17 protein-coding genes and 4 pseudogenes are annotated in these 22,133 nt (G+C 67.9%); 11 read left to right on the forward strand and 10 right to left on the reverse strand.

What is annotated here, in order from left to right:
• Window positions 1-2: 2 nt before the first annotated feature.
• A pseudogene (locus ABEB03_RS27800) lies at window positions 3-281 on the reverse strand (hypothetical protein); the annotation flags it as partial.
• Here ABEB03_RS27800 and ABEB03_RS27805 point away from each other — a divergent pair.
• The 3 genes from ABEB03_RS27805 (at window position 280) to ABEB03_RS27815 (ending at window position 3,273) form a co-directional block, all read left to right on the forward strand.
• Entirely contained in the window at window positions 280-1,260 is a 981-nt protein-coding gene (locus tag ABEB03_RS27805; protein ID WP_345655217.1) for a hypothetical protein, read from the forward strand. The pseudogene ABEB03_RS27800 and the gene ABEB03_RS27805 sit on opposite strands and share 2 nt — an antisense overlap.
• A 146-nt stretch (window positions 1,261-1,406) precedes the next feature.
• Window positions 1,407-2,222 carry a class I SAM-dependent methyltransferase gene (locus ABEB03_RS27810; protein ID WP_345655370.1) on the forward strand — a complete coding sequence of 272 codons (816 nt, stop codon included), beginning with the start codon at window positions 1,407-1,409 and terminating at the stop codon, window positions 2,220-2,222.
• A gap of 286 nt (window positions 2,223-2,508) precedes the next feature.
• A complete protein-coding gene (locus ABEB03_RS27815) occupies window positions 2,509-3,273 on the forward strand; it encodes an SDR family oxidoreductase (RefSeq protein WP_345655219.1) in 765 nt (254 codons plus the stop codon).
• A 110-nt stretch (window positions 3,274-3,383) separates the two neighbouring features.
• Here the strand turns inward: ABEB03_RS27815 and ABEB03_RS27820 are convergent, their stop codons facing one another.
• The gene (locus tag ABEB03_RS27820; protein ID WP_345655221.1) at window positions 3,384-4,331 is read right to left on the reverse strand and encodes a LysR family transcriptional regulator; all 948 of its coding nucleotides are present in this window, start codon (window positions 4,329-4,331) and stop codon (window positions 3,384-3,386) included.
• A gap of 110 nt (window positions 4,332-4,441) precedes the next feature.
• Between ABEB03_RS27820 and ABEB03_RS27825 the strand changes: the two genes are divergently transcribed.
• Together ABEB03_RS27825 and ABEB03_RS27830 are read left to right on the forward strand one after the other, a co-directional pair.
• A complete protein-coding gene (locus ABEB03_RS27825; protein WP_345655223.1) occupies window positions 4,442-5,065 on the forward strand; it encodes a LysE family translocator in 624 nt (207 codons plus the stop codon).
• Window positions 5,058-5,879 carry an alpha/beta fold hydrolase gene (locus ABEB03_RS27830; protein WP_345655225.1) on the forward strand — a complete coding sequence of 274 codons (822 nt, stop codon included), beginning with the start codon at window positions 5,058-5,060 and terminating at the stop codon, window positions 5,877-5,879. Before ABEB03_RS27825 ends, ABEB03_RS27830 begins: the two co-directional genes overlap by 8 nt.
• A 148-nt stretch (window positions 5,880-6,027) precedes the next feature.
• Here ABEB03_RS27830 and ABEB03_RS27835 read toward each other — a convergent pair whose 3' ends face one another.
• Entirely contained in the window at window positions 6,028-9,051 is a 3,024-nt protein-coding gene (locus tag ABEB03_RS27835; protein ID WP_345655227.1) for a SpoIIE family protein phosphatase, read from the reverse strand.
• 629 nt (window positions 9,052-9,680) lie between these two features.
• Between ABEB03_RS27835 and ABEB03_RS27840 the strand changes: the two genes are divergently transcribed.
• A complete protein-coding gene (locus ABEB03_RS27840; protein ID WP_345655229.1) occupies window positions 9,681-10,829 on the forward strand; it encodes a serine hydrolase domain-containing protein in 1,149 nt (382 codons plus the stop codon).
• Between the two features lie 430 nt (window positions 10,830-11,259).
• Here the strand turns inward: ABEB03_RS27840 and ABEB03_RS27845 are convergent, their stop codons facing one another.
• The 3 genes and pseudogenes from ABEB03_RS27845 to ABEB03_RS27855 all read right to left on the reverse strand — a co-directional run.
• The gene (locus ABEB03_RS27845) at window positions 11,260-12,495 is read right to left on the reverse strand and encodes an epoxide hydrolase family protein (protein ID WP_345655230.1); all 1,236 of its coding nucleotides are present in this window, start codon (window positions 12,493-12,495) and stop codon (window positions 11,260-11,262) included.
• Between the two features lie 134 nt (window positions 12,496-12,629).
• Window positions 12,630-12,866, reverse strand: a pseudogene (locus ABEB03_RS27850) (cation transporter); the annotation flags it as partial.
• Window positions 12,866-13,024: pseudogene (locus tag ABEB03_RS27855) on the reverse strand (transcriptional regulator); the annotation flags it as partial. The pseudogenes ABEB03_RS27855 and ABEB03_RS27850, both read right to left, overlap by 1 nt.
• A 738-nt stretch (window positions 13,025-13,762) precedes the next feature.
• Here ABEB03_RS27855 and ABEB03_RS27860 point away from each other — a divergent pair.
• The 5 genes and pseudogenes from ABEB03_RS27860 to ABEB03_RS27880 all read left to right on the forward strand — a co-directional run bounded on the left by ABEB03_RS27860 (window position 13,763) and on the right by ABEB03_RS27880 (window position 17,627).
• Entirely contained in the window at window positions 13,763-14,260 is a 498-nt protein-coding gene (locus ABEB03_RS27860) for a GNAT family N-acetyltransferase (protein WP_345655232.1), read from the forward strand.
• 43 nt (window positions 14,261-14,303) lie between these two features.
• Window positions 14,304-15,076: pseudogene (locus tag ABEB03_RS27865) on the forward strand (transposase).
• 270 nt (window positions 15,077-15,346) lie between these two features.
• On the forward strand, window positions 15,347-15,754 hold the full coding sequence (locus tag ABEB03_RS27870) for a hypothetical protein (RefSeq protein ID WP_345655235.1): 408 nt from the start codon (window positions 15,347-15,349) through the stop codon (window positions 15,752-15,754).
• The gene (locus ABEB03_RS27875; protein ID WP_345655237.1) at window positions 15,751-16,572 is read left to right on the forward strand and encodes a hypothetical protein; all 822 of its coding nucleotides are present in this window, start codon (window positions 15,751-15,753) and stop codon (window positions 16,570-16,572) included. The genes ABEB03_RS27870 and ABEB03_RS27875 overlap by 4 nt, the downstream gene beginning before the upstream one ends.
• A gap of 710 nt (window positions 16,573-17,282) precedes the next feature.
• Entirely contained in the window at window positions 17,283-17,627 is a 345-nt protein-coding gene (locus tag ABEB03_RS27880; protein WP_345655239.1) for a hypothetical protein, read from the forward strand.
• A gap of 290 nt (window positions 17,628-17,917) precedes the next feature.
• On the opposite strand, the gene ABEB03_RS27885 is transcribed toward ABEB03_RS27880, so the two are convergent.
• The 4 genes from ABEB03_RS27885 to ABEB03_RS27900 form a co-directional block, all read right to left on the reverse strand.
• Window positions 17,918-18,508 carry a hypothetical protein gene (locus ABEB03_RS27885; protein ID WP_345655241.1) on the reverse strand — a complete coding sequence of 197 codons (591 nt, stop codon included), beginning with the start codon at window positions 18,506-18,508 and terminating at the stop codon, window positions 17,918-17,920.
• 176 nt (window positions 18,509-18,684) lie between these two features.
• Window positions 18,685-19,653 (reverse strand): RNA polymerase sigma-70 factor, encoded by a 969-nt coding sequence (locus ABEB03_RS27890; protein WP_345655372.1) that lies wholly within the window; start codon window positions 19,651-19,653, stop codon window positions 18,685-18,687.
• Window positions 19,654-19,973: 320 nt separating this feature from the next.
• Window positions 19,974-20,900: a sigma-70 family RNA polymerase sigma factor family protein gene (locus ABEB03_RS27895; RefSeq protein ID WP_345655243.1), complete on the reverse strand. Its 927-nt coding sequence runs from the start codon at window positions 20,898-20,900 to the stop codon at window positions 19,974-19,976.
• Between the two features lie 208 nt (window positions 20,901-21,108).
• Entirely contained in the window at window positions 21,109-21,888 is a 780-nt protein-coding gene (locus tag ABEB03_RS27900) for a gamma-glutamylcyclotransferase family protein (RefSeq protein WP_345655245.1), read from the reverse strand.
• Window positions 21,889-22,133: the final 245 nt, after the last annotated feature.

Here is a 22,133-nt window from a genome sequence, read left to right on the forward strand (position 1 = left end):
ACCGCCACATCGCACTCCCGCAATGCGCTCACCGTCTCAGGCAGCCCCACTGCCTGCCTCAGCTGGAGCAGTTGACGGTGCAGGGCACCTCGATCCGGTCTGCACCCTGACTGGCCTCGGCGCTTCGCCGGGGCGCTGACGGGTATGCACGTATGTGGCGCGACGGACATGGCGGGGCAACCGGCAACGAGCGCTGCCTCTGTCACCCGAGGTGCCACTACACTGCGCCGTGGCACCACAGGACACACAGCAACTGGCCGAACGCGAACGGGGAGCGGCATGGCTACGGGGGGATGGGGCCCGGGAAACGGCCCGGGTCAACCTGGCGGCAACGGACCGGGAGGCCAGGGCGGCTGGGGTGCTCCCTACGGACCACCGCAGGGCGGCCCGTACGGTCCGCCACCACCTGATCCGGGCCCGTACCCGAACCAGCCTCCGTACCCGAACCCGTACCCCTACGGCCCCCAGCCGACGAGGCCCGCCGTCCAGCGTTCCCGCGGCTGCCTGTCGTACGCCTCACCCTTCGGGCTTGTCGGCGCGATCCTGCGCTCCGCGCACCGCGTCGCCACCAGGCTCTTCGCGCAGGAGGGTGAAGGCCGGATCGTGGACCGTGCCGTGGACCGCGTCCAGGTGGCCCGCACGGTACTCGGTGCCGCCGCCACCATCGGCCTGATCCTCGCCTACAACGTGGACCCGAACCGCTGGGAGGACGCGGCGTACGGCGGTGCCGCCCAACTCATCGTCGCCCCGTTCGTGCTGATCGTCGCCGCGCCTCTGGTCATCGTCGGATTCATCTACTACGCGCCCCCGCGCCTGCGGCCGCATCTGCGCTCCCGGCTGCGCGCTCCGCTCAAAGCGGTCGGCTGGTACGTGCTGACGTTGGTCGTCATCGGCGGAGTCCTCGTCCCGACGGCCCTGACCGTCAACGCCGACGACGGGAAGGACTGGTGGGAGTACGTACTGGTCGTCGCCGCGATGATCGTGGTCGTGTGGGGCTTTCCCTTCTTCTTCATGGCGTCGCTGTACTCGGCCCGCAGTGCCTTCAACAGCGCCCAGGTCCACCCGATGCTGCCGCCCGTCCTGACCGTGGCGCTGGTGTGGGTGTTCGCGGCCTTCAACCTGATCGGCGACGGCCTGCCAGGGGGCCCACCCATCGTCCAGTTCTGCTCCACGCTGGGCGGGCCGCTGTCGGTGACCGCCGTCTCGCTGTGGGAACTGCGACGGATGAAGACCCGTTTCGGCGTCACCCTGCGCGCCTGATCCGGCTTCCAAGAGCTCGTAGGCGGTCAGCGCACGCATGACTGGCCCGCCGCGCAGGAATCTGGCACCCCTCACCGGACCCCTTGGAATCGACCACTTAGGCTGGCGCGGTGACTGATGGGCAGGAGCGGGTGCAGCCGTCGGGAGTGTGGGCCACGGCGGTAGGGGTGGCCAGGGTGCGGGCGCTGGAGACCGAGCGGGAGAACGCTCTGTTCCGCGACCCACTGGCACGGGCCTTCGCCACCGCCGGCGGCCTGTGGCCCTCCTCTCCCCCGCTGCCCGATGACGAGGCCGCGCGACGCCGTCGGCTGGCCGTGTCGTTCTCCATCGTCATCCGGACGAAGTTCCTCGACGACCTGTTGCAGCAGGCCTCCTTGTCGGGGGTCCGACAGGTCGTGCTGCTCGGCGCCGGTATGGACAGCCGGGCCTTTCGGATGAACTGGCCCGAGGGCACCCGGCTGTTCGAGGTCGACACCGCTGAGCCACTGGACTTCAAGGCTTCGGTGCTGCGCCAGGAGCGGGCCGTCGCACGCTGCGAGCGGATCACCGTCGCGGTGGATCTGCGGGAGGACTGGCCCGGCGCGCTGGCCGCCGCGGGGCACGACCCGGCCGTGCCGACCGTGTGGATCGCGGAAGGACTGCTGATCTATCTGCCCGAGGACGCGGTGGAGTTGCTGCTGGCCCGGATCACCGCGCAGTCGGCGGCGGGCAGTTGGTTGGGTCTGACGTTGGGCTCGCGCGGCGTGATCGAGCGCTTCGGCGCGGACGCCGTGCCGGGATCGGCGGCGTCCATGTGGGTCTCGGAGATGCCCGACGACCCGGTGGGCTGGCTGGCCGGTCACGGCTGGGAGGCCGACAGCCACACCCTGCGCGAGCGCGCTGCCGCGTACGGCCGCCCGATCAGCACCCCGCCGCAGCGTGAGGAGCGGCCCGGCGGACTGATATCGGCGGTCCGTCGGTAGAGCGCCTCCCGATTCACTGGATGATGTCCAGGATCCGCCCGTCCACCGTCCCTACGACCAGCCGGTGTTGCTCCACGCGCAACCGCCGGCGGACCCGCCACCGGCCTCCACGCCCGATCCACCGTGTTCCTTGTCCCTCACCCACACAACAGGCCCCATGCTGCGGGCGGTGAGTCGCCGTGCGCGGTGGTCGCCTTGATGGTCCGAGCCGGGATGCCGTCGTTCTTCAGCGTGTTGTCGACATGCCCCTAATTCGGCAGCGCCCGGCGGAACGTATCTTGGCGTCATGACAACAGCAGTGGGGACGCGCGCAGAGGGCACCGCCTTGGTCACCGGGGCCTCCCGCGGTCTGGGCGCCGTCATAGCCCGCCGTCTCGCGGCAGTCGGGCATGCCGTCGCCGTCAGCTATCGATCGGGGGCGGACGAGGCCCGAGCGGTGGTGACCGACATCCGCGCGGCCGGTGGCAAGGCTGAGGCGTTTGCTGCGGACATCACGGACGAGGCCGCTGTCACGGCTCTCATCACGGATGTCACGGCCACCCTCGGATCCGTTGCCACGCTCGTTGTCAACGCCACCGGACCGCAGCCCGCACAGGATCCCGCGGCGGTGACGTGGCAGGACCACCTCGACCAGCTTGCCTTCTTCGTCAAGAGCCCCACACTGCTCATGCAGGCCGTACTGCCCGCCATGCGGGAGCGCGGCGGTGGCCGGATCATCCAGATCGGTTCGGACGTGCTGGAGCGCGTACTGCCGGAGATGTCCGCTTACGCAGCCGCCAAGGCCGCCCAGCACAGCCTGACCGAGTGCTGGGCCCGCGCGCTCGGCCCGTACGGGATCACGGTGAACACCGTCGCCCCTGGTTGGATTCCGGTTGAGCGGCATGCCGGGACAAGCCCCGAATCGCTGGCCTCCTACGCCGCCGACGTGCCTCTGCGACGTATGGGGCAGCCGGAGGACGTCGCCGCCGCCGTGGCGTTCCTCGCCTCACCGGCGGCAGCCTTCGTCACCGGCGAGCGCATCAAGGTCAACGGCGGGCACACCCTGGGCTGAGCCAGCCTGTTCGACGAGATACACAGAAGCGACCTTGTGATCTGACCGCGACGATCACGCCGGCGCCGGGTGGAGTCCGAGTTCGCAGAGCGTCTGGGTAGCCGGTCGGATCATGGATCAGTCTTGCCGGGGGCCTCCCAGGTCGCCGTGATGTCGCGGGCGACATCACGGAGGAGGTCGATGAGTGTGTCTGCAAGTGGTGTGAGGCTGGCGTCGGTCTTGGTCAGGGCGTAGAGCTGGCGGTAGGGCCTGGGGTGGGCCAGTTCGCGGTGGGTGGTGCCGGGAGTGTGGGTGAGGGCCAGGCGTGAGACCAGGGCCGCTGCGCTGCCCGTGCCCACGAGGGCCTGGGCGACGTCGTAGGACTCGGTCTCGAACCGCACGATGGGAGTGAAGCCGGCCTCGCGGGCAGCCTCGTGGAACTGTTCGCGGGCGGCGTGGCCCGCCAGGATGGAAACCCACGATTCGCCGCGCAGTTGTCTCAGCTGCAGTTCGGTGTCCGCGGGCTGCCCAGTGGCCAGTGGGTGGTCGTCGGGGAGAACCACGATCATCGGGTCCAGCAGGAGCGGGTGGGCCTGCAGGTGCGGGGGCGGCGCGAGTGGCGCGCCCCAGGACGCGACGATCGCCAGGTCCAGGCGTCCCGCGCTGATCTCGTCCGCGCCGCGTCCGGACACCACGTCCACGACCGAGACATCGGCGTCCGGATGGCGGTGGCGCAGAGCGGTCAGGGCGGGTGGCAGCAGGTGCAGGGCAGCCGCCTGGAACGTTCCGATCCGCAGGCGCAGGGAGAGGTGGCCGAGCAGTGCGGCCAGTTCCGCCTGGGCCCTGTCAGATGCCTCCTCCACGGTTCGACCGTGCGAGGCGAGCAGCGCACCGGCTGCGGTGAGCGTTGCTCCGCGAGGACCACGGACGACCAGGGGAACCTGCCAGTCGCGCTCGGCCTTGGCCACCTGCTGCGTGACTGCCGCGGGCGTGATGCGGAGGGCGTGAGCCGCCGCCGTCAAGGAGCCGTGCCGCTCGATCAACGCGAGAAGCCGGAGCTGTCCCGGATCCACCACCATTCACAAATCCTAACGCTGCACCCTTCTCTTTTAACTTCTCTTACGAGTCTGGGACGGCAAGGCTGGTGGGACACCCGTCGACCGCGATCCCCGGAAGGGGTACCGTCCCCATGCCCACACATGTGCCCGTCTTCATCGCCACCACATTGCTTCTGGCGATGCTGCCCGGCGCGAGTCAGGCCCTGATGATCCGGCAGGTTCTGGAAGGCGGCCACCGCACGCTCCGAGGCACCCTCGCGGGCAACGCCACCGGGTTCCTCCTGTGGTCCACGGCCGCCGCGGCCGGGCTGTCAGCCGTCCTGCTGGCCAGCCCGACCGCATACGCGGTGCTCCGAATCGCAGGCGGCATCGTGCTGATGATCCTCGGAGGGAACACACTGCGGACCGCGCTCACCACCGCCTCCAACCGTGCACCCCAAGAGGGCGGGCGCCGCACCGGCTTCGCGGGCGGATACCTCACCGGCCTGAGCACGAACCTCGGCAACCCGAAGGCCGGTGTGTTCGCCGTCTCGGTGCTCCCCCAGTTCGTGACGTCGAAGGGCCCGGTGTTCCTGTCGACCGTCGCCCTGGGCGCTGTGTGGGCGCTCGTCAGCGCCTCTTGGTACATGCTGCTCACCTGGGCCGTCGGCCGAGGGCGCGACCTGGTGTCGCGACCGGCCGTCCTGCGGGGACTGAGTGTGACGACCGGTGTCGTTCTGCTCGGGCTGGGCGCCGCGGTGGCCGCAGGTGTCTGACAGCCGGGCCACGAGCGAGGAGCCGACGACCCACGCGACGGCGCCGGACGGAACCCGCATCGCCTACCAGTTCCGTGGCCAGGGGGCTCCGCTGGTCCTGCTGGCGGGCCAGGCCAACAACCACCACTGGTGGGACGTGGTCCGCGGCGACTTCCATCCGGCTCGCAGCACCCTCACGTTCGACTACCGCGGCACCGGCGACAGCGACAAGCCCGACACCCCGTACAGCACCGAACTGTTCGCTCAGGACGTCATCGCCGTCCTCGACGAACTCGGCATCGACCGGGCCGACGTCTACGGCACGTCCATGGGCGGGCGGGTGGCCCAGCAGCTCGCGGCCCGCCACCCGCAGCGGGTGGGCGCCCTTGTTCTCGGCTGCACGTCACCCGGCGGCCCGCACAGCGTCGACCGCGGCAACAACGTCCGCCGAGCCTTGGCGCAACCTCGGCCCGGAGCCGCGCGACAGGCCCTGCTGGAGCTGATGTACACCCCCCAGTGGCTCGCCTCGCGTCCCGGCCCGCACCACACCCTCGGCGACCCCGGCATGCCGGCTCACGCCCGGCGCCACCACCTCACGGCCAGCAACCTGCATGACGCCTGGGACCTCCTGCCGGACATCAGCGCACCCACGCTCGTCATCCACGGAACGGAGGACCTGCTGAACCCCACGGCCAACGCATTTGTGCTCGCCGACCGCATCCCCAACGCCCGACTGCACCTGATCCCCGAAGCCCGGCACGCCTACTTCGAGGAGTTCCGTACCCACGCCGGCCCCCTCGTCCTGGACTTCCTCACCACCGCGCACAAGCTGTGAGAACACCGCCGCCTGCACTGGGCCGCAATCGGGGTCCGCCGCCAGGGGCCGCGGCCGATCGTCTTCAAGGCACGCAGCATCATGATTGCCAGCAGCACGGCTGGGGATGATGGCGGGACCACCCGGCAGCTCCTCGCCGGAGTCCGCATCAGAGGGCGGGAATCTCGTCCACGTTGAAGCTCAGGAGCATCTCGGCGTGATTCTCACCATGGATTTCCAGTTCGGCCCAGATCGTCTTTCCGCGCTCGGTGGGACGGGTACCCCAGTGGTCGGCCGTGGCAGCAATGAGATAGAGCCCGCGGCCTTCTTCGGCATAGAGGGACGGATGGCGGATCTGCGGGGTGGTCAGGGAGTTGTCGCTGACTTCGCAGATCAGCCTGTCGGTGCGGAGCAGGCGCAGCTGACTGGCGCCCGGGGCGTGGCGTATGACGTTGCCGACGAGTTCGCTGACGATGAGCTCGCAGTTCATCTGTAGCTCGGTCAGATCCCAGGCGGTCAGCTGATCCCGTACATGCCTGCGAGCTTCGCCGGCGGCTTCAGGCTTCCCGGGCAGGTTCCAGTCGGCGATGTCCTCGGGGCGCAGGGGGTGGGTGCGGGCGAGGAGGAGGGCAGCGTCGTCACTGGCCGGCCGGCCGGGCGGCACAAGAGTCGCGAGGATTTCATCGCACAGGGCGTCAAGGCTGTCCGCGTGCTTGGCGCGCAAAATGCCGGCGAGGCGGCCCATTCCGTCACCGATGTCGCGCTGGGCCGATTCGACGAGGCCGTCGGTGTACAGGACGAGAAGCGAGCCTTCGGGGACGTCGAAGGTGTGCGTTCTGAGAGGCGGGGTGGCGGTTCCCAGCGGAGGGTCGGCGGGCGGGCCGGAGAAGTCGACGGTGCCGTCGGGGTACATGTGTAGGAGCGGGTGAGGGAAGCTGACAGTTCCGTCAGGAAGCGCGAGGGCGGGCGGGGGGTGGCCGGCGGAGGCGTAGGTGCAACTGCGGGAGACCGGGTCGTAGACGCCGTAGAGGCACGTCGCGGTAAAGCCCTCGTAGTCCTTGCCCATGTCGATGTCGTTGAGGTGGGCGAGGATCTCCCCCGGGGGCAGTCCACGGCCGGAGAGGGTCCGCACTGCGGTCCGCAACTGCCCCATCGTGGCCGCCTCCCGCGTGCCGTGCCCCATCACGTCTCCAACGACCAGCGCCACTCGGCCACCGGACAGGCGGATGACGTCGTACCAGTCCCCGCCGATGGCGGCGGGCTGCGCGGAGCGCAAGGTCGAGGGCCGATACCGGACCGCTGTGTCCACGGTGGAAAGCGCCGGCAGCTCTCTCGGCAGCAGCGCCTCCTGGAGTTCCTTCGCCTCCGAGATGGCCGCGTCGTACAGGTTGGCGCGTTCGACGGCGTGGGCGATCAGGCCGCTCAGGGTCGTCAGTAGCGTGCGCTCGTCCTGGACCGGCCGATGCGGTCGATCGAACGCCACCACCGCGGTGCCGACGGGCCGCCCGGAGACCCACAAGGGCAAGAACGCCCACGCGCTCTTCCCGTCGAGGCCGGGAAGGTCGGCCACCTCGGGGAAACGGCGTGCATGCTCCGCGGGCGATGCGATGAATACCGGGGCTCCGGTGCGCAGCGCCTGGACGGCAGGGGTGGGAGTGTCGGCGCTGAGGGGAGAATCGTGCATGCGCCGGCGGAATTCGGGCGGATAGCCGGCGGAGCCGAGGAGTTGTAGCCGGTCGCCGTCCAGCGTCAGGACGGCCAAGCCTGCGGCCCCCAGCGCGGGCAGGAGCGTGTCCGCGACCGCGGCGACCACATCGGTGGCGGTCCTGGCCTGGGCGAGTGTCCGGTTGAGATCCTCAGCGAGCGCCTCCCGTTCGGCAGCGGCGCGTTCCGCGGCCTTTCGCAGTCGCTTGTCCGTGATGTCCGTGATGTAGACGGTCATCAGGCCCCCGTCCGTGGGCTGCAATCGCACGTGGTACCAGCGGTCACTGCCCGGCCACTGCACATCAAATTCAGTAGTGGCCTGCTTGGCGATGGCCTGCCGACATTGCTCGGCCACGCCGGGCATCTGTTTCATGGCGGGCACCTCCCACAATCGCTGCGAGATCACGTCGTGGAAGGGACCAAGGAGATGTTCGGCCGCCGGGTTCAAGTATTCGATCCGGCCCAGACGGACGGATTCGGTCCTGCCCAGACGGACGGACAGGAAACCGTCGGTCATGTGCTCAAGCGTGCGGCCGGCCGATTCCGCCGCATCATGCGTCGCCGTGGTCACCGTCATGCTGCCCACACTGCGCGCCGGCTCTTTGCCCGTGGTCTCAGGCGGCCAGCTCTGCACGCGCACCCACGAGTAGTCGCCGTCCGTGCGACGCACCCGCCACTCGTGGTCGGCAATGATCTTGCGCAGGTTGTGCTGGAGCGCCACCATGGCCCGGGGCAGGTCGTCGGGGTGAAACAGCGAGAACCAGCTGTCGACCTGTCCGTCGAAGTCATCGATGCCCAACGCGTCAAGGAGCTGGGCATCGATTCGCATCTCTCCCGTGGCAAGGTCGCACTCCCAGTTGCCGGTGGTGCCTGTCCCCGATTCCGGCGCCTCACCTGATCGCCGCCCGAGCCGCAGCAGTGCGGGAGACAGTCCGCCCTGCTCCGGCTCGGTCGCGGTCAGTGACCGCAGTCGATCGGCCACCCACCTGGCCACGTCTTCAAGGAATGCCTGTTGCGCCGGGCCGGGCTCACGGTGGGGAGGCGCCAACACCGACAACGCGCCGAGCGGGCGGCCGTCGGGGGCCGGCAGAGCGACTGCGGCCATGCCTGCATCGACGGGCAGGCCGGGGGCCTGGGAGGCGGCCGGCTCCGGCCCGAGCCCACCGATCGACGGGATCCAGGTGTAGTCACGGTCGTGCAATGCCATGGCCGGCGCCGTAGAACCGTTCCGAGGCACGGCCTGCCACATGCGTGTGATCGGCGGGGGCAGCCCGGTGCTGGCCAGAAGGAGCAGCCGGGCCCAGGGGAAGTCGAGGCCGGACAAGTGCACCATGCCGCCCAGTCCGCGGAGCTCGACCACCACGTGCTGCAGAGCGATCCGCAGCACCTCCGGGACACCCTGGTCCACGCCCGTGGCCCCCATCAGCAGCAGTCGATCGGCGGCAGGCTCCCGCCGCTCGCCTGACTCCCACCCGGCCCGGGCGCTCACGGCTATTCCGTCTTCCGCGAACCGAAACTCACAGGGCGATTTTAGTGCAAATAGCGACTTTCCTGCCCGCCACGGCGTGGCCTCGTCGACATCGGCGGACAGGTGGCCACGTGTGAGGGTGGAACATTCTTGAATTCCTGCACCAGGTGAGATCTCACCGAGGGCGACTGACAGATTTTTTGTCCCGATCTTTCCTCGTCGAACATGCCTCACGGCTCATCCGACTCCCCCCTTTGCGAAACCTCACGGTGCTGGCTCGTCAAGTCTCCGGGATCTCCGGTCCACCCACATTGCGTGATGCAGTGCCGGTGCCGCGCGTTGATATCCGAGCCTCACGTCGCTCTGGGAACAGGTCAACGCAATGGCGGCTGGACTGTGCTGGGACTGAGAGGGCTTCGGTCCGGGTCTCGATCATGTCCTCGAACGTCAGTTACAGTCGAACGGCCCCGGGATCGACCCAACGCCTGCTTGATCACTCGGATGTGGCGCGGCCGGAACAACGGGTTGCTGAGGAATAACGACGGGTTGCTGAGGAATAGCGGCCCGGAACGACAAGTTGCCGAGGACCAGCAACTCGACACGACGGGTTGCCGAGACTCAAGATCGACAAGGTAGTTCGGGAGCGGTTCATGGCAGTCCACGGCACGGTGGCCCCCGGTTTCGAAGGGGTGCGGGAGGAGTTCGCTGCCTTCCTCGCGGGTGAGGAGCATGCGCCGGGCTCGCAGCTGGCGGTGTACCGGGGCGGCGAGCGGGTGGTGGACCTGTGGTCGGACGGAGTGACCGGGGAGTCGCTGCTCGGTGTCTTCTCGTCCACCAAGGGCGCGGCGTACCTGGTGACCGCGCTCCTGGTCCAGGACGGCGTCCTGGACCTGGACCACACTGTGGCCTCGTACTGGCCGGACTTCGCCGCCGAGGGCAAAGGCGAGGTCACCCTGCGCGAGCTGCTCGCGCACCGGGCCGGAGTGATCGGCCTGGACGCCGGCTTCACTCCGGAGGAGCTGGCCGACGACCGGGTGATCGCGGTTCGCCTGGCCGGGCAGCGCCCGTTCTGGCAGCCGGGACGGTTCTTCGGGTACCACGGGTTCGTGATCGGCGCGCTGGTCGGTGAGGTGGTGTTCCGCGCCACCGGACGCACCCTGCAGGAGTGGTACGAGGAGCGGATCCGCGCCGCGCACGGCCTCGATCTGTGGCTGGGCCTCCCGGAGTCCGAAGAGCCACGCTTCCTCACCACCCTGCCGATGCTGCCGACACCGGAGCAGGCGGCCGAAATGGAGGCCGCAGCGCAGAGCCCGTACAGCCTGGGCGGCATCGCCTTCAACGAGCACGCGCCGGACAACAGCGAGCTGTACGACTTCCCGAACTCGCACGCCGTCCGCGCAAACGGCCAGGCGTCGGCGGGCGGCATCGGCTCCGCACGCGGACTGGCGGGCATGTATGCGGCGGCCGCATTTGGCCTCGATGGCCGGAGCCCGCTCCTGAAACCGGACACGGCCGCCGAGTTCGCCCGGATCCACTCCGAGGGCAAGGACCTCGTGAGCGGCCAGCCGCAGGCGTTCGGCCTGGGCTTCCACACCTACGGCCCGCACTTCCGCTCCCTCGGCGCCGGCACCTTCGGGCACAGCGGCGCCGCGGGCTCCCTGGCCCTGGCCGACCCGCGTCAGGGTTTCGCCTACGCCTACACACGTCGCCGATACGCCTTCCCGGGCGGCGCCGCCCCCGAGAACGTAGGCCTGCTGTGGTCGGTGGTCCGGGCGCTCAGGTCTCCGCACACCGCATGACGGCCGGCTGCGTCAAGGAGGCTGCGGCCCAATCAGCCGGGCCGGCGGCGGCACGCGGATACGCAACCTGCGCGCGCCAAGCTGCTGACTCTCATGGGCGACTGCACCTACTGCCACATCGAAGCGGATCTTGAAACGCGGCCGGTCCCCCTTGCGCGAGGTGCCGGACCAACTGACCGCCTCCTTCGCGCACACGTTCCCCGACCACCGGGACGGCTTCTCGATCTTCTACCGCCAGTTGGCGCCCCACATCATCCGTCCCCAGGTGAAGCCAGTCGCCAGGGTCGGGGAGAACCCAGACGCGTCGAGGTAGTACGCGGTCGTACAAGGTCCGCCCCGTCGACATCAGCTCTCAGCCATGAGCCCTCCGGCTGCTCCCACACGGCGGGCAAAGGGCCTGGCCCGTTGCCGGACGGGCCCGCAGGGTGCGTCAGGGCCTGCGACCGTGGAAGGTGCGGCGCAGGTCGCTCACCCAGGCGTCGGGGTTCTCCCAGGGGATGAAGTGGCCTCCGTGCTCGTGGGCGTTGACGTTGACGTGGTTGAACCATTCGGCCTGTGGGCCGGTCTTGAACGCCCGGACGCGGTCGTCGGCGGTGTGGATGCCGGGCGGGTTCTCGTACGTGACGAAGGTGAGGCCGACCGGGGCCTGCACGACCGGGGTGCGGTCGTGGGCGGGGGCCCAGGGGTAGCGGTTGGCGTTGGCGTAATAGCGCAAGGACGTGGCGATGGAGTTGTTCACCCAGTAGATCGTGGCGTGGGTGAGCAGGTCGTCCTTGGTGAAGACGGACTCGACGTCGCCGCCGTTGTCGCTCCAGGCGTTCCAACGCTCCAGCAACCAGGCGAGGAGTCCGGCGGGTGAGTCGCTCAGCCCGTGGGCCAGGGTGGCACCGTCCAGCATGTGCACGGCGAGGTGGGATGCCCAGCGGTGATCCAGCTCGATGATGCGGGCGCGGATGTCGACGGGCTGGTCGTCGGTGAGGGGCCGATTCCGGGCGAAGTCCCAGGCGCGGGGGCCGGTGAAGAAGTCGAGCGGCAGCCCGGATCCGATGTGGATGCCGTACAGCGCGTCGGCGTACTTGTGGCCGAGCTGGCTGGAGACGATGGCACCGATGTCGCAGCCCCCGGCGGCGTACTTCTCGTATCCCAGGGTCTCGGTCATCAGCGTGTGCCAGAGGTCGGACACCTTCCAGAAGTTGACGTCCGGAAAGCCTGTGAGCGGGCCGGGGAATCCGAATCCGGGCAGGGACGGCACGATGACGTCGAACGCGTCGACGGGGTCGCCGCCGAACGCGGCCGGGTCGGCGAGCGGGTCGATCACCTTCGACCAGTGCCAGAAGGTCCACGGCCAGCCGTGGGTGAGGATCAACGGGATCGGGCGGGGCCCTCGGCCGGGCTTGCGCAGGAAGTGCACCGGGGTACCGGCGACGCTCACCTGGTAGTGCTCATAGGCATTGATGGCGCCCTCGGCCTTGCGCCAGTCGTAGCCGTCCCGCCAGTAGGCGACCAGCTCACGGAGATAACTGTCCGGGACACCGTAGGACCAGTCGCCATTCCTCTCGTCCAGTGGCGGGCGGGTCAGTGTGAGACGGGCGCGCAGGTCATCGAGGACCTCGTCGGACACATGAATCGGGGCGGGTTCCAGCAGGAAGGGGTGCGGGATGGCCATGGCGTGGTTCCTTACTGGGCAGAGGGCAGCCGCATCGTCGGTCTGTTCGATGGTCGGGCGGCGAGCCCGACCGTCCGACGGTCCACCTGCAGCGATCCCTTTTCAAGGGCCGTTGCAAAAGACTGGACTTACGGACGCACGGCGTGCTCTCGGGCTGAGAACTGCCAGGCGACCGCAGCCGCTGACGACACTTCAATGATCGAGTCGAGGCCGAAGCCGACCAGCGCGGTCGAGGACGCCAGGGTGCCGGCCGAGATGGCAACGACCGCCTCGATGACGTTGTACGTGATGGTCGCGGCTACCAGCAGACGTATGCGGCGGGTGAGGGTGTCGCGTCGAGACGGCGACGGTCCCAGGGATATCGCAGTCATCAGCAGCAGCCCTTTGCGTCGACGTCAGGGCAGGTGCGGTCGCTCTCCACGGCTACCACGGCGGTCCGCAGATCATCGAGTGCATAGCCGAGGCGTTCGTCGGCGAGTTCGTAGCGGGTGCGCCGACCGTCCGGCACAGTCACGACCAGGCCGCAGTCCGCAGGCAGGCAACCGCAGGCCGGCCTGACGGGTCACATAGAGCGACTGGCACGCTCAACGGCCATCCGCCCAGTTTGTCAGGCCTCTGTCATCTCGGCATTCTTCACGGCTAGCATGATCGGCATGGCAGAGCGTCTGGTCAGGCTGTTCGTCTGTGGCGTCATTTTCACACTGATTTTCCATTTCGGCAGGGGTGAGCCGTGGCTCGATGCGCTTGTAGGGTCGGCCATGTGTTTGTCGGCGTTGACGCTGTGGTGGGTCGCTGACAATTGGTACCGGCGACGGACCGAAAGCAGGTAGGGAGCAGCCGTGCGACCTGAGCCGCCTCCCAGCACTCCGAGGCACTCAGCGACGACCACGCTGACACCTGCCTAGAACTTGTCCCAGCGGAAGCTCAACTCCCGAGGGCCCCAGGGCAACCCCGTTCCTGACATCAGCGCCTGACGCCAACAAGCGCGCACGATGCCGGACAACGCTGGACTTCCGCGATCCGCCAACCGAAGCGAAACACTGGCCTACCGGCGTCGAGGACTCCCCGTGATTGGCCTGATAAAGATGAGGCCAAACTCCCCAGTTGGCCTCAACCGCGGGGCACCATCCTCAGCTGAGGGGCGGCGCCCCGTCGGCTTGACTCGAGGCCTAAGGGCTGCCCCGTAACGATCTCTGGCTGCGGCCCGCGGCCGTGCCTGTCGATAGAACTGTGGACGACTCACAGCGAGTTCGGGACCATGGCCTGCATGACTACCTGGACGATCAAGCCCGAGCCCGTCATCGGCCCGGCTGTGGACGAGGTGATGCGGCAGTACTTCATGGAGATGGGTCGGCGGGTGCTGGGACGCACAGCCACAGACGAGGAACTTCAAGCAGTGCTCGCTAGGGACCCGCACCAGGACCTCAGCCCGCCCAGCGGTGAGTTTCTCGTCGCGCGAAGTCAAGAGGGCGAGTTTCTGGGCTGTGCGGGTCTCAGACTGTTTGGCAGCACCCCCAAGACCGCGGAGCTCAAGCGGATGTACGTGCGTCCCGCCGGACGGGGAGCCGGGCTGGGCCGAGGTCTGCTGCTCGCCGTCGAAGAAGCTGCCAGAAGGTTGGGCGCCGCTCGGATCGTGTGCGAGACCAACACCCAACTCACTGAGGCACGGTCTTTGTACACGCGGCACGGGTACGCGGAGATCACGCCCTACGAAGGCCATGGCAAAGCAGATCACTGGTTCACCAAGGCCCTTGGGCGTGGGTAGCGGTTCTGGCAGGCTGGCTCACAGCCACTGAGATGATCTTGTCGTGGCTGGTGTGATCACGGCGTCGGAGCCGTCATGGATAGCCCCGTTCTCCGGGCTGAACCCCCGCTGTTTCGGCAAGTTGGTGACCGTGGTAGGCCATGAGATCGGGAACGAGTCACGGCCCGGGCGGCCATGGAGGCTGCCGTTGGAGGACCGCATCTTGCTGGTCACGGCGTACTGGCGCACGAACTTGACCTTGCGCCAGCTCGCCCCGCTGTTCGGCATCTCCAAATCGGCGGCCGACCGGATCATCGCCCACCTTGGCCCCGAGCTCGCCCTCCAACCGCGCAAGCGGTTCCCGAAGGACACCGCGCTCATCGTGGACGGCACCCTGGTGCCCACACCCGAGACCACGCGGTGGCCGACCAATCGAAGAACTACCGCTACTCCACCAACCACCAGGTCGTCATCGACGCCGACACCCGTCTCGTCGTCGCGGTCGGCCGGCCGCTGCCCGGAAACCGCAACGACTGCAGGGCATGGGCGGAATCCGGTGCGAAGGTAGCCGTAGGCAAGACGACGACCATCGCGGACGGCGGCTATCCTGGCACCGGGCTGGTGATGCCACATCGCCGCACGAAAGGCCAGGCCGAACTCCCGAACTGGAAGCAGGAACACAACCGCTCCCACAAGCAGGTCAGAGCCCGCGTAGAACACGCCTTCGCTCGCATGAAGAGCTGGAAGATTCTGCGCGACTGCCGACTCACGGGCGACGGCGTGCACCACGCCATGCTCGGCATCGCTCGACTGCATAACCTCGCCATCGCCGGGTGAGCAACCCGCCCGCCGGACGAACACCCGGCCCGACGCCTCACCAAAGATCATTTACGGGACAACCCATAGGCGCAGGGGCCGTTGGCCGACGTCGACAGATCCCTGTGATCGACCCGGGTGGGATGGCCCTGTCATGGGACAGCGCTGAAGATCACCAGAGGGGCCCGCGGGGCTCTTAAGTCAACTTCGCCCCGATCCACCCACCTGTCTGAAATTCTTGACTGAGCCATATGGCGCCATCGCTGAGGGGGAGCGGCCATGGAGTGGACGATGTCCATCACATACGGCGCACTGGGTGGCCTTGTCGTGGAGATCGTCGTCCTCTATGGCCGGATAGCGGCATGGCAGACGGCTCGGCATCGCGCCTTGGCAGGGAATAAACGGCGGAAGCAACTTCCGCGGCTCGACAAATACGTCGATCCCCCGTCCGACATGCTGGCAGCCGTGACTCGTCTTTCCCTCGGCGCCGTGGCCGGATGGATTTTTTCTCCACAAGTAACAGGAGCCTTGGCCACAGTCGCTGTGGGAGCCACGGCGCCGGCGTTGCTGCGTCAGTTAGGCAGCGCGCGCACCGTGCAGGCAGTGTTCGGGGGTGGATACTCCGGTCCCGAGCCCGCCGAGGCCTCGACGGAGCACGTCGGTGTACCGCCGGGCGGCGCGGAGGTGATCGAGCCGTGAGCAGGCTGGCGCGGCGGTACTGGGCTTCGCTGACGGATACGAACGTCGAATCCGTGGAGTTGCTGATCGAGTATGGGCGGCAGAGGAACGCGACGCTGTGGCAAAAGTACGTGGCTTCTCTGCTTGACATGCCAGTGACTTGCGGAGCCACCACAGAGACGAAACAGACCGAGGGCCCGACACCAGCACCGACGTCAACGATCTTCTACGACATGGAGACAGTCGTCGACATCGGGACCGCTCCACCAAACCGCGGGAGTTGGTGGCGTGGCGCTGGCCTTGCATTTGTGACCCTGCTCGCATTGGCCGTAGCCCTCGGCGTTTCTCATTTGCTGCCACCTGCTCCGGGGGTCGCAACACCTGCCACGTCAGTCGATGCTGTTTACCACAAGGTCAATGACCCGGCTGGCTACGTGATCAGCGTCCCTCGAGGATGGGCACGCGAGGAGACGCAGGGGAAGCTGCAACCCGTTGTCACCTACACGGCCCCCAACGGCCTGGACAGGTTGATGGTGTTCGAGGTCAAGGAGACCTCCGCGACGGAGTCCTCGGCGCAGGCCCAGTCCATCGCAGAGGGGTTCAAGGGATACCAATACCTCGGCCGGCGGACCGGCGCCGACTGGACTGAGTTCAGCTACCGCTACGACAGTAGACAGTACGGGGCCACCCAGACCGTCGACCATCGTTTCCATGCCGCCGGCGGGACGCTGTACGCCATCATCGTGTACTCACCGCCCGGCACGGACATGACGGAGCCGCTCACGAAGGCTGTGAACTCCCTGTGCCCGACGGGAGCACACTGCCCCGGACCGGGTTGATGAGCTTGGCGGATGCCTTGGTTCACAGAGACCGGATATGAAGGGGCCAGCCCCCGTGGCTATACGGCAGCGGAGTACAGCAACCACCACGACCGTAGTCAACTGGCATCGACCTCAGACGCCCAAGTGACCAGCCGAGCAGACTTCAATGACCAGCCCGCCCCCAATTCGGGACGACGACGTCCCTGTGCCACAGCCGTGCCACATCATGCGGTCAGCCACGGTCAACGACGGCTTCCTGCATGCAGACAGTCCGCAGCAGGCCAGAACGTGGTCGAGCCGCCGTCGCTCAGTTGTGGCTGGAATCTCTTCGCGCTCGACGAGCCGGGCCGCGACACGCCGGCGCCGCACCCCGGCGGGCGCCGATGTGGCCTCCAGCGCTACGAGGATTGGCTGCAGTGCGCGCGGTAGCAGTGACATGTCGGTCGGCACCCATGTCCACGCCGGGCTGATGCGCAAGGTGTGACATGTGTGCAGTCGCATGTCACACGACCGGCCAGCGCACGCAGGGCCCCCGCCCGCTGCCGCAATCGCGAGCGGGATATGCTGAATTGCGGAATTGATCCGGTGCCCCGTGAGGGGTCAGATCCGACGCAGTTCCGCCATCCATCGTTGAGGCGTGGACGCCCTTGGCCGTACACACTGTGTTGTCGCGGCGGGGGCGCTTCCGCTGTGCCCTTCGACGACCCGTTCCCCGCCGTGAGGACCCTGTGGACGCCAGCGACGAGGCCGCGCGCGGCCTGACCGACATCGAAGGATTCCTGTACTGGGAAGCCCATCGCCGTACTGCCCACTGCCGCGCTGCCGAGTTCGCCGCACGTGTGGCCGGGCTGAGCGAGACACAGAGGGCCGAGATCGAGTGGTGGTACGTGGAAGAGCAGATCTGTATGTGCCGGAAGATGACGCAGCACATCACAGACCACATCACTGCAGTGGAGAAGCACCACGCCAAGCGCTACGCGCAGCTACGCCGTGGTGCGTACGGCGCGGCGACCCTCATCACCGCGGTCATGTTCGGCCTGTGCATTGCGGTGCTCGTCGGCACCGCCGGCTGACCGTCCAAGCCGTAACACTGTCTCTTGTCGACACAACATGTTCGCCGCGACAAGGGGCCCGTGCGGACTGGAACAAAGTTTTGATATGCTGAACACAGCGTTTCGGGCCCAGCGTCACACGATCCCCCCGTGAGGGTTCCGGAGCGCCTCGTCACCTGCTGCCTAGAGCCGAGCAGGTGACCCGTCCCGGGCGCCACCGCACCACCTTGGGTGGCGCCCGGACATTGTTCGCGGTGCAGGAGCGACGCCGGTGAGGTCTCCGTGCTGGTTGATGAAGTCCCCGCTGGACGTCAGGAGCGTGTGGCGCGGTAGAGCCCCCGGCCGGTACGGCGGATACGTGAGGTGCCGACCAGGCGATCGAGTGTGCTCCGGACCGCGTTGATACTCCCGTTGTCGGCATCGCGGCCGAGAGCCGCGGCCACGTCGCGCGCACGCACATCCGCCTGGCCGACCGTGCCGAAATACTCGAGGATCTGCTCGGTGAGCTCCCCGTACTTCCGCTGGCCGTCGGCGGCATCGGAGGCGGAACGCTCCTTGGCGTCCCGCCGGCTCTCGGGCTGCCGGATCCGCGGTGCGGCCTTCTTCGGCGCGCCATCGGCCGGCGTGGAGGAGGCCAGGTCGGGTTGTGGCTTCGCGGGCGCCGATGCCTGGTCCACGCCGGCAGCCGCAACACGGGCAGCGCCCACGGGGACCGACTCGGGGGCGGTGTGCATCAGGCCCTCGAGCGCGCTGAGGGCCCGCTGGACGGAGCCGAGGTGCGCTACGACCGCGGCCAGTTCTCTCTCCAGCGCCTGCTTCTGAACCTCCAGGCGGGCCAGTTCCTCCTGGAGACTCTCAGCGGTGATCTCAATGTTGTGCGCAGCGCGGGTGCCGGAGACCATGTGTTCCTCTCATCCTCGACCCTTCGTGTCACGCCCCTGCCGACCCGCTTGCGGTGCTGTTCGGCCGGAGCGCCGGGATGGGTGCCCCCCGAGCCATCATATGCAGGAGTGCACTCCGGAACACAGGTGAGACAGGCAGCATGGAACACGGTGCCGTCGGTGCGATCACGTCGTGGCTACGATGCGTCCCTGAGAGGGGCGAGCGCCGAGCGCCGGCGTGGAGGCCGGGTGTCGAGTGCCGACGTGGAACGCGAGTGCGAGTCGAAGAACGCGGCGATCTTGCTGGGGCTGAACACCCACATCAGCTGGTGAATGCCCTGTTGCGACGCCGCGATGGTCAGGAAGGTCGCGGGCCGGCCGTCCCGGTAGATCACCACGGCGTGCCGTCCGTTGGCCTGCACGGTGCGGACCTCCGCGTCGCGCCAGAACTGCTGGGTGGCCGTCGCCAGGTTCGCCACGCGGGAGCGGCCCAGAACGGGCAGGCGAGCGGCGCCTCGCAGGCCGTTGCCGTCGGACAGACTGACGGCATCCGGCGTGAGGAGGGCCTCGAGCGCGGCCACATTTCCCGATTGCGCCGCCGCGACGAAAGCTTCGAGGAGCCTGCGGTGCTCGTCCGTGTCCACCGTGACTCGTCGGCCGGCCGAGAGATGCCGGCGGGCCCGGCTCACGATCTTCCGCACGTTGACCAGGCTGAGTTGAAGGATCTCCGCTATCTCGGCGTAGGCGTAGTCGAACGCCTCGCGGAGCACGTACGCGGCGCGCTCGGTGGGATTGAGTCTCTCCATCAGGAGGAGCAGCGCCAGTTCGAGGGCCTCCGCGCGCTCGGCCCCCGCCTCCGGGTCGGTGCTCGTGTCGAGGGGCTCGGGCAGCCATGGACCGATGTAGATCTCGCGGCGCACGCGGGCGGACTGAGCCACGTTGATGGCCAGCCGGGTGGTCGCACTCGACAGAAACGCCACGGGGCTGGCCACCGTCGAGCGGTCGGTCTTCTGCCAGCGCAGCCACACTTCCTGAATCACGTCTTCTGCCTCGACCGCGCTTCCCAGCACACGGTATGCGATACCGAAGAGACGCGGACGGAGCTCCCAGAACACGGAAACGGCCTCTTCGAGAGTGCTTTCCGAGCGGGACGTCTCCTGCTGCATGGTCCTGCTGTCTCCCATCCTCCGGGTGTCGGTTCGGTGAAGCGGCGTGGTCATGCGGCCGCCGCGCATTGGCCCGCTCCGTCGTCGGTTGCCTGGCTGCCCCAGGTGCTGTGGTCTCGTGTGGTCACGGCTTCTCCCATGCATCTGATCTCTAGACCGGAACCGTCCGCGTGGTGTGACAGGTTTCGCCATCTCCAAGTGGTTACCCACGGAAGCAGTATCCGCAGGTCGCAGGGGGTGCGATCCCATGTTCATCGGACAGCCGTAGGCATTGCCCGTACCGTCTCGCCGCACCGTGCACCAACGTGTGAACAATGGTCTCACGCGTCATTTCTCAGGTGCTCGGCGGCCTCGTCACCCGTCTTCGGCGGGCCGGGGGCGGTGCGTGGCCGGTTCCAGGGGCGGAGCTTGTCCGGGTTGAGGGTGGCCCAGACGTGGGTGATGTGGTGGTCGGCGATGTCGAGGCTGATGACCGCGGCGACCTGGTGGTCGCAGGTCGCCACGAGACCGGTCCGTCCGTTGACGGACCGGGTGTCCAGGCTGGTGCGTGGGGAACCGGGAAGCAGTGACAGCAGGCTGCGGGCGACTTGCTGGTTGCCGTGTACGGGCGTGACCAGGGCTCGGACCTTGCCGCCGCCGTCGAAGAGTGCTGCCGCATCGGGTGCCAGCAAGGAGGTCAGGAGTGCCGCGTCCGGCGTCAGCCATGCCTGCTGGAAGGCGCGGGCCACCGTGTCGTGCTGGTGCGGTGCCGTGCGCTGCGGGCGTCGTGCTCCCAGGCTGCGCAGTGCGTGGTCGGCCGAGTAGGCGCGCTCCGACTGGTCCCAGGCGTCCTCGGCCCGACCCGGCGCTCGACCGAAGACGTCATTGAGGATGAAGGCCGCCCGCTCGGCTGCAGACAGCGAGACCAGCGCACCCCGCAGAACCTCGCCGACCGCCTCCTGAAGCATTCCGTCAGGACTTCCGGTACTCGCCCGCGTCGCACCTTGGTTCCGGGTGTCGCTCCTCCCCGGTCCGGGCAGGGACAGTCTGGCCAGGCAGATGCCGCCGGCTACTTGCGCGAGCCATGAACGGGGCGCGGCAATCTGCACCCGCGCCGGGCGAGGCAGCTCGTACCACCGCCGATAGGTCTCGTCGATCACTCTCTCGGCCTCGCTGCTGCTGCCCAGCATCCAGTGCGCGACATCCAGCAGATGCCGCCGCTCGTCGAGCAGCTCCACGATCGGCACCGCGTCATCCGCACGGTCCATACGGCATCCTCCCTCTCACACGGCACCACTCGACGCAGCCGCCGCGCTGATCGACCTTCCGGGTGTTCGGGAAGGCTTCAGGAGACGTGACGCCTGGTCGGCAGGATGATCGCGCTCCACACCTTGGTGCGCTCACCCCTACAGACAGGACGGTCACAGATGCTGTGACACCTTTGCCGACCGTCCTCACTCCTTGCGCCGCACCGGGTCACCTACGGGGAAGGGTGATCTGGTCGAAGAGGTCCTCGCCGAGTTCGTCACGGATCAGTGTGTCGATGGAGTTGGCCCGGGGGACGTGGACCGTGGGTCGCCAGGGGTAGATCCGGTCGTTGAACCAGGGTGCCCGCCAGTCGGAAGTGGTTCTGATGAATTCTTTGGCGAACTGGGCTTTTCGGGCTTCCGGAAAGCGCTCCTCGTTTTCCAGGCAGCCGTCCAGGCACACGTCCACATAGGACTGGACGATGGGATATCGCTCGCTCGGATAACGTCGGGTGACGTTGGCGAAATACCATACGGTGCCGACGGGCGGACGTGTGCTGCCGTCCAGCATGGTGATGTTGCTTGACGCGATCCGCGTGGGCCGGTATCCGGATTCACGTCGTGCGTAGGCCCTGAGTTCCTCTGGAGTGACGGGGAAGATCACGCCATTGCATCGGGCGTCATTCTTGGAGACGGCCCCAAGGTACGTGGGGCTCCAACTGACCGTGTCCACCCTGTCGTACCAGCCGCGACTGATTCCCCGGACCACCACCGGTGCAGCTTCCTCAGCCTTGGCCCAGGTCGACGTCCGCGATGCTCGCTGGATCAGCGAACCGTACCCGAAGATGAAGTCGCTCCCCGTGGGCGCCGACAAAGGCTTTCCCGTCGGATGGGTTTTCGAGGAGCCCGTACCCCTGCAGGCGGCCACGAATGAACCGCCCGCCCCGAGTGCCATCATCCCTCCCAGTCGCATCGCTGTGCGCCGTTCGACGGCGAACTCGACGTTCATTCGTTTCTCCCGGCTGCACAAAAGAGAAGGGTGTTCTTTCGGATTCCAGGCCAAGGTCACCGCCTCTTATGGCAAGGAGGCTGCCGCCCGACGTAGAAGGGGTGTCTGAATCCAAGGTGTGTCGGAATCTATCGGCCGTGCCGTTCACCGACGTTGATTCCCGACGCGCGTTGCCGGCACTGAACCCCTTCGGGTTCGTGGTCACGAAGCCCGTGCCGGCATCCGGACGACACCTCGCGCGGGGC

The organism is Streptomyces siamensis (genome assembly GCF_039543605.1).
Lineage (GTDB): Bacteria > Actinomycetota > Actinomycetes > Streptomycetales > Streptomycetaceae > Streptomyces > Streptomyces siamensis.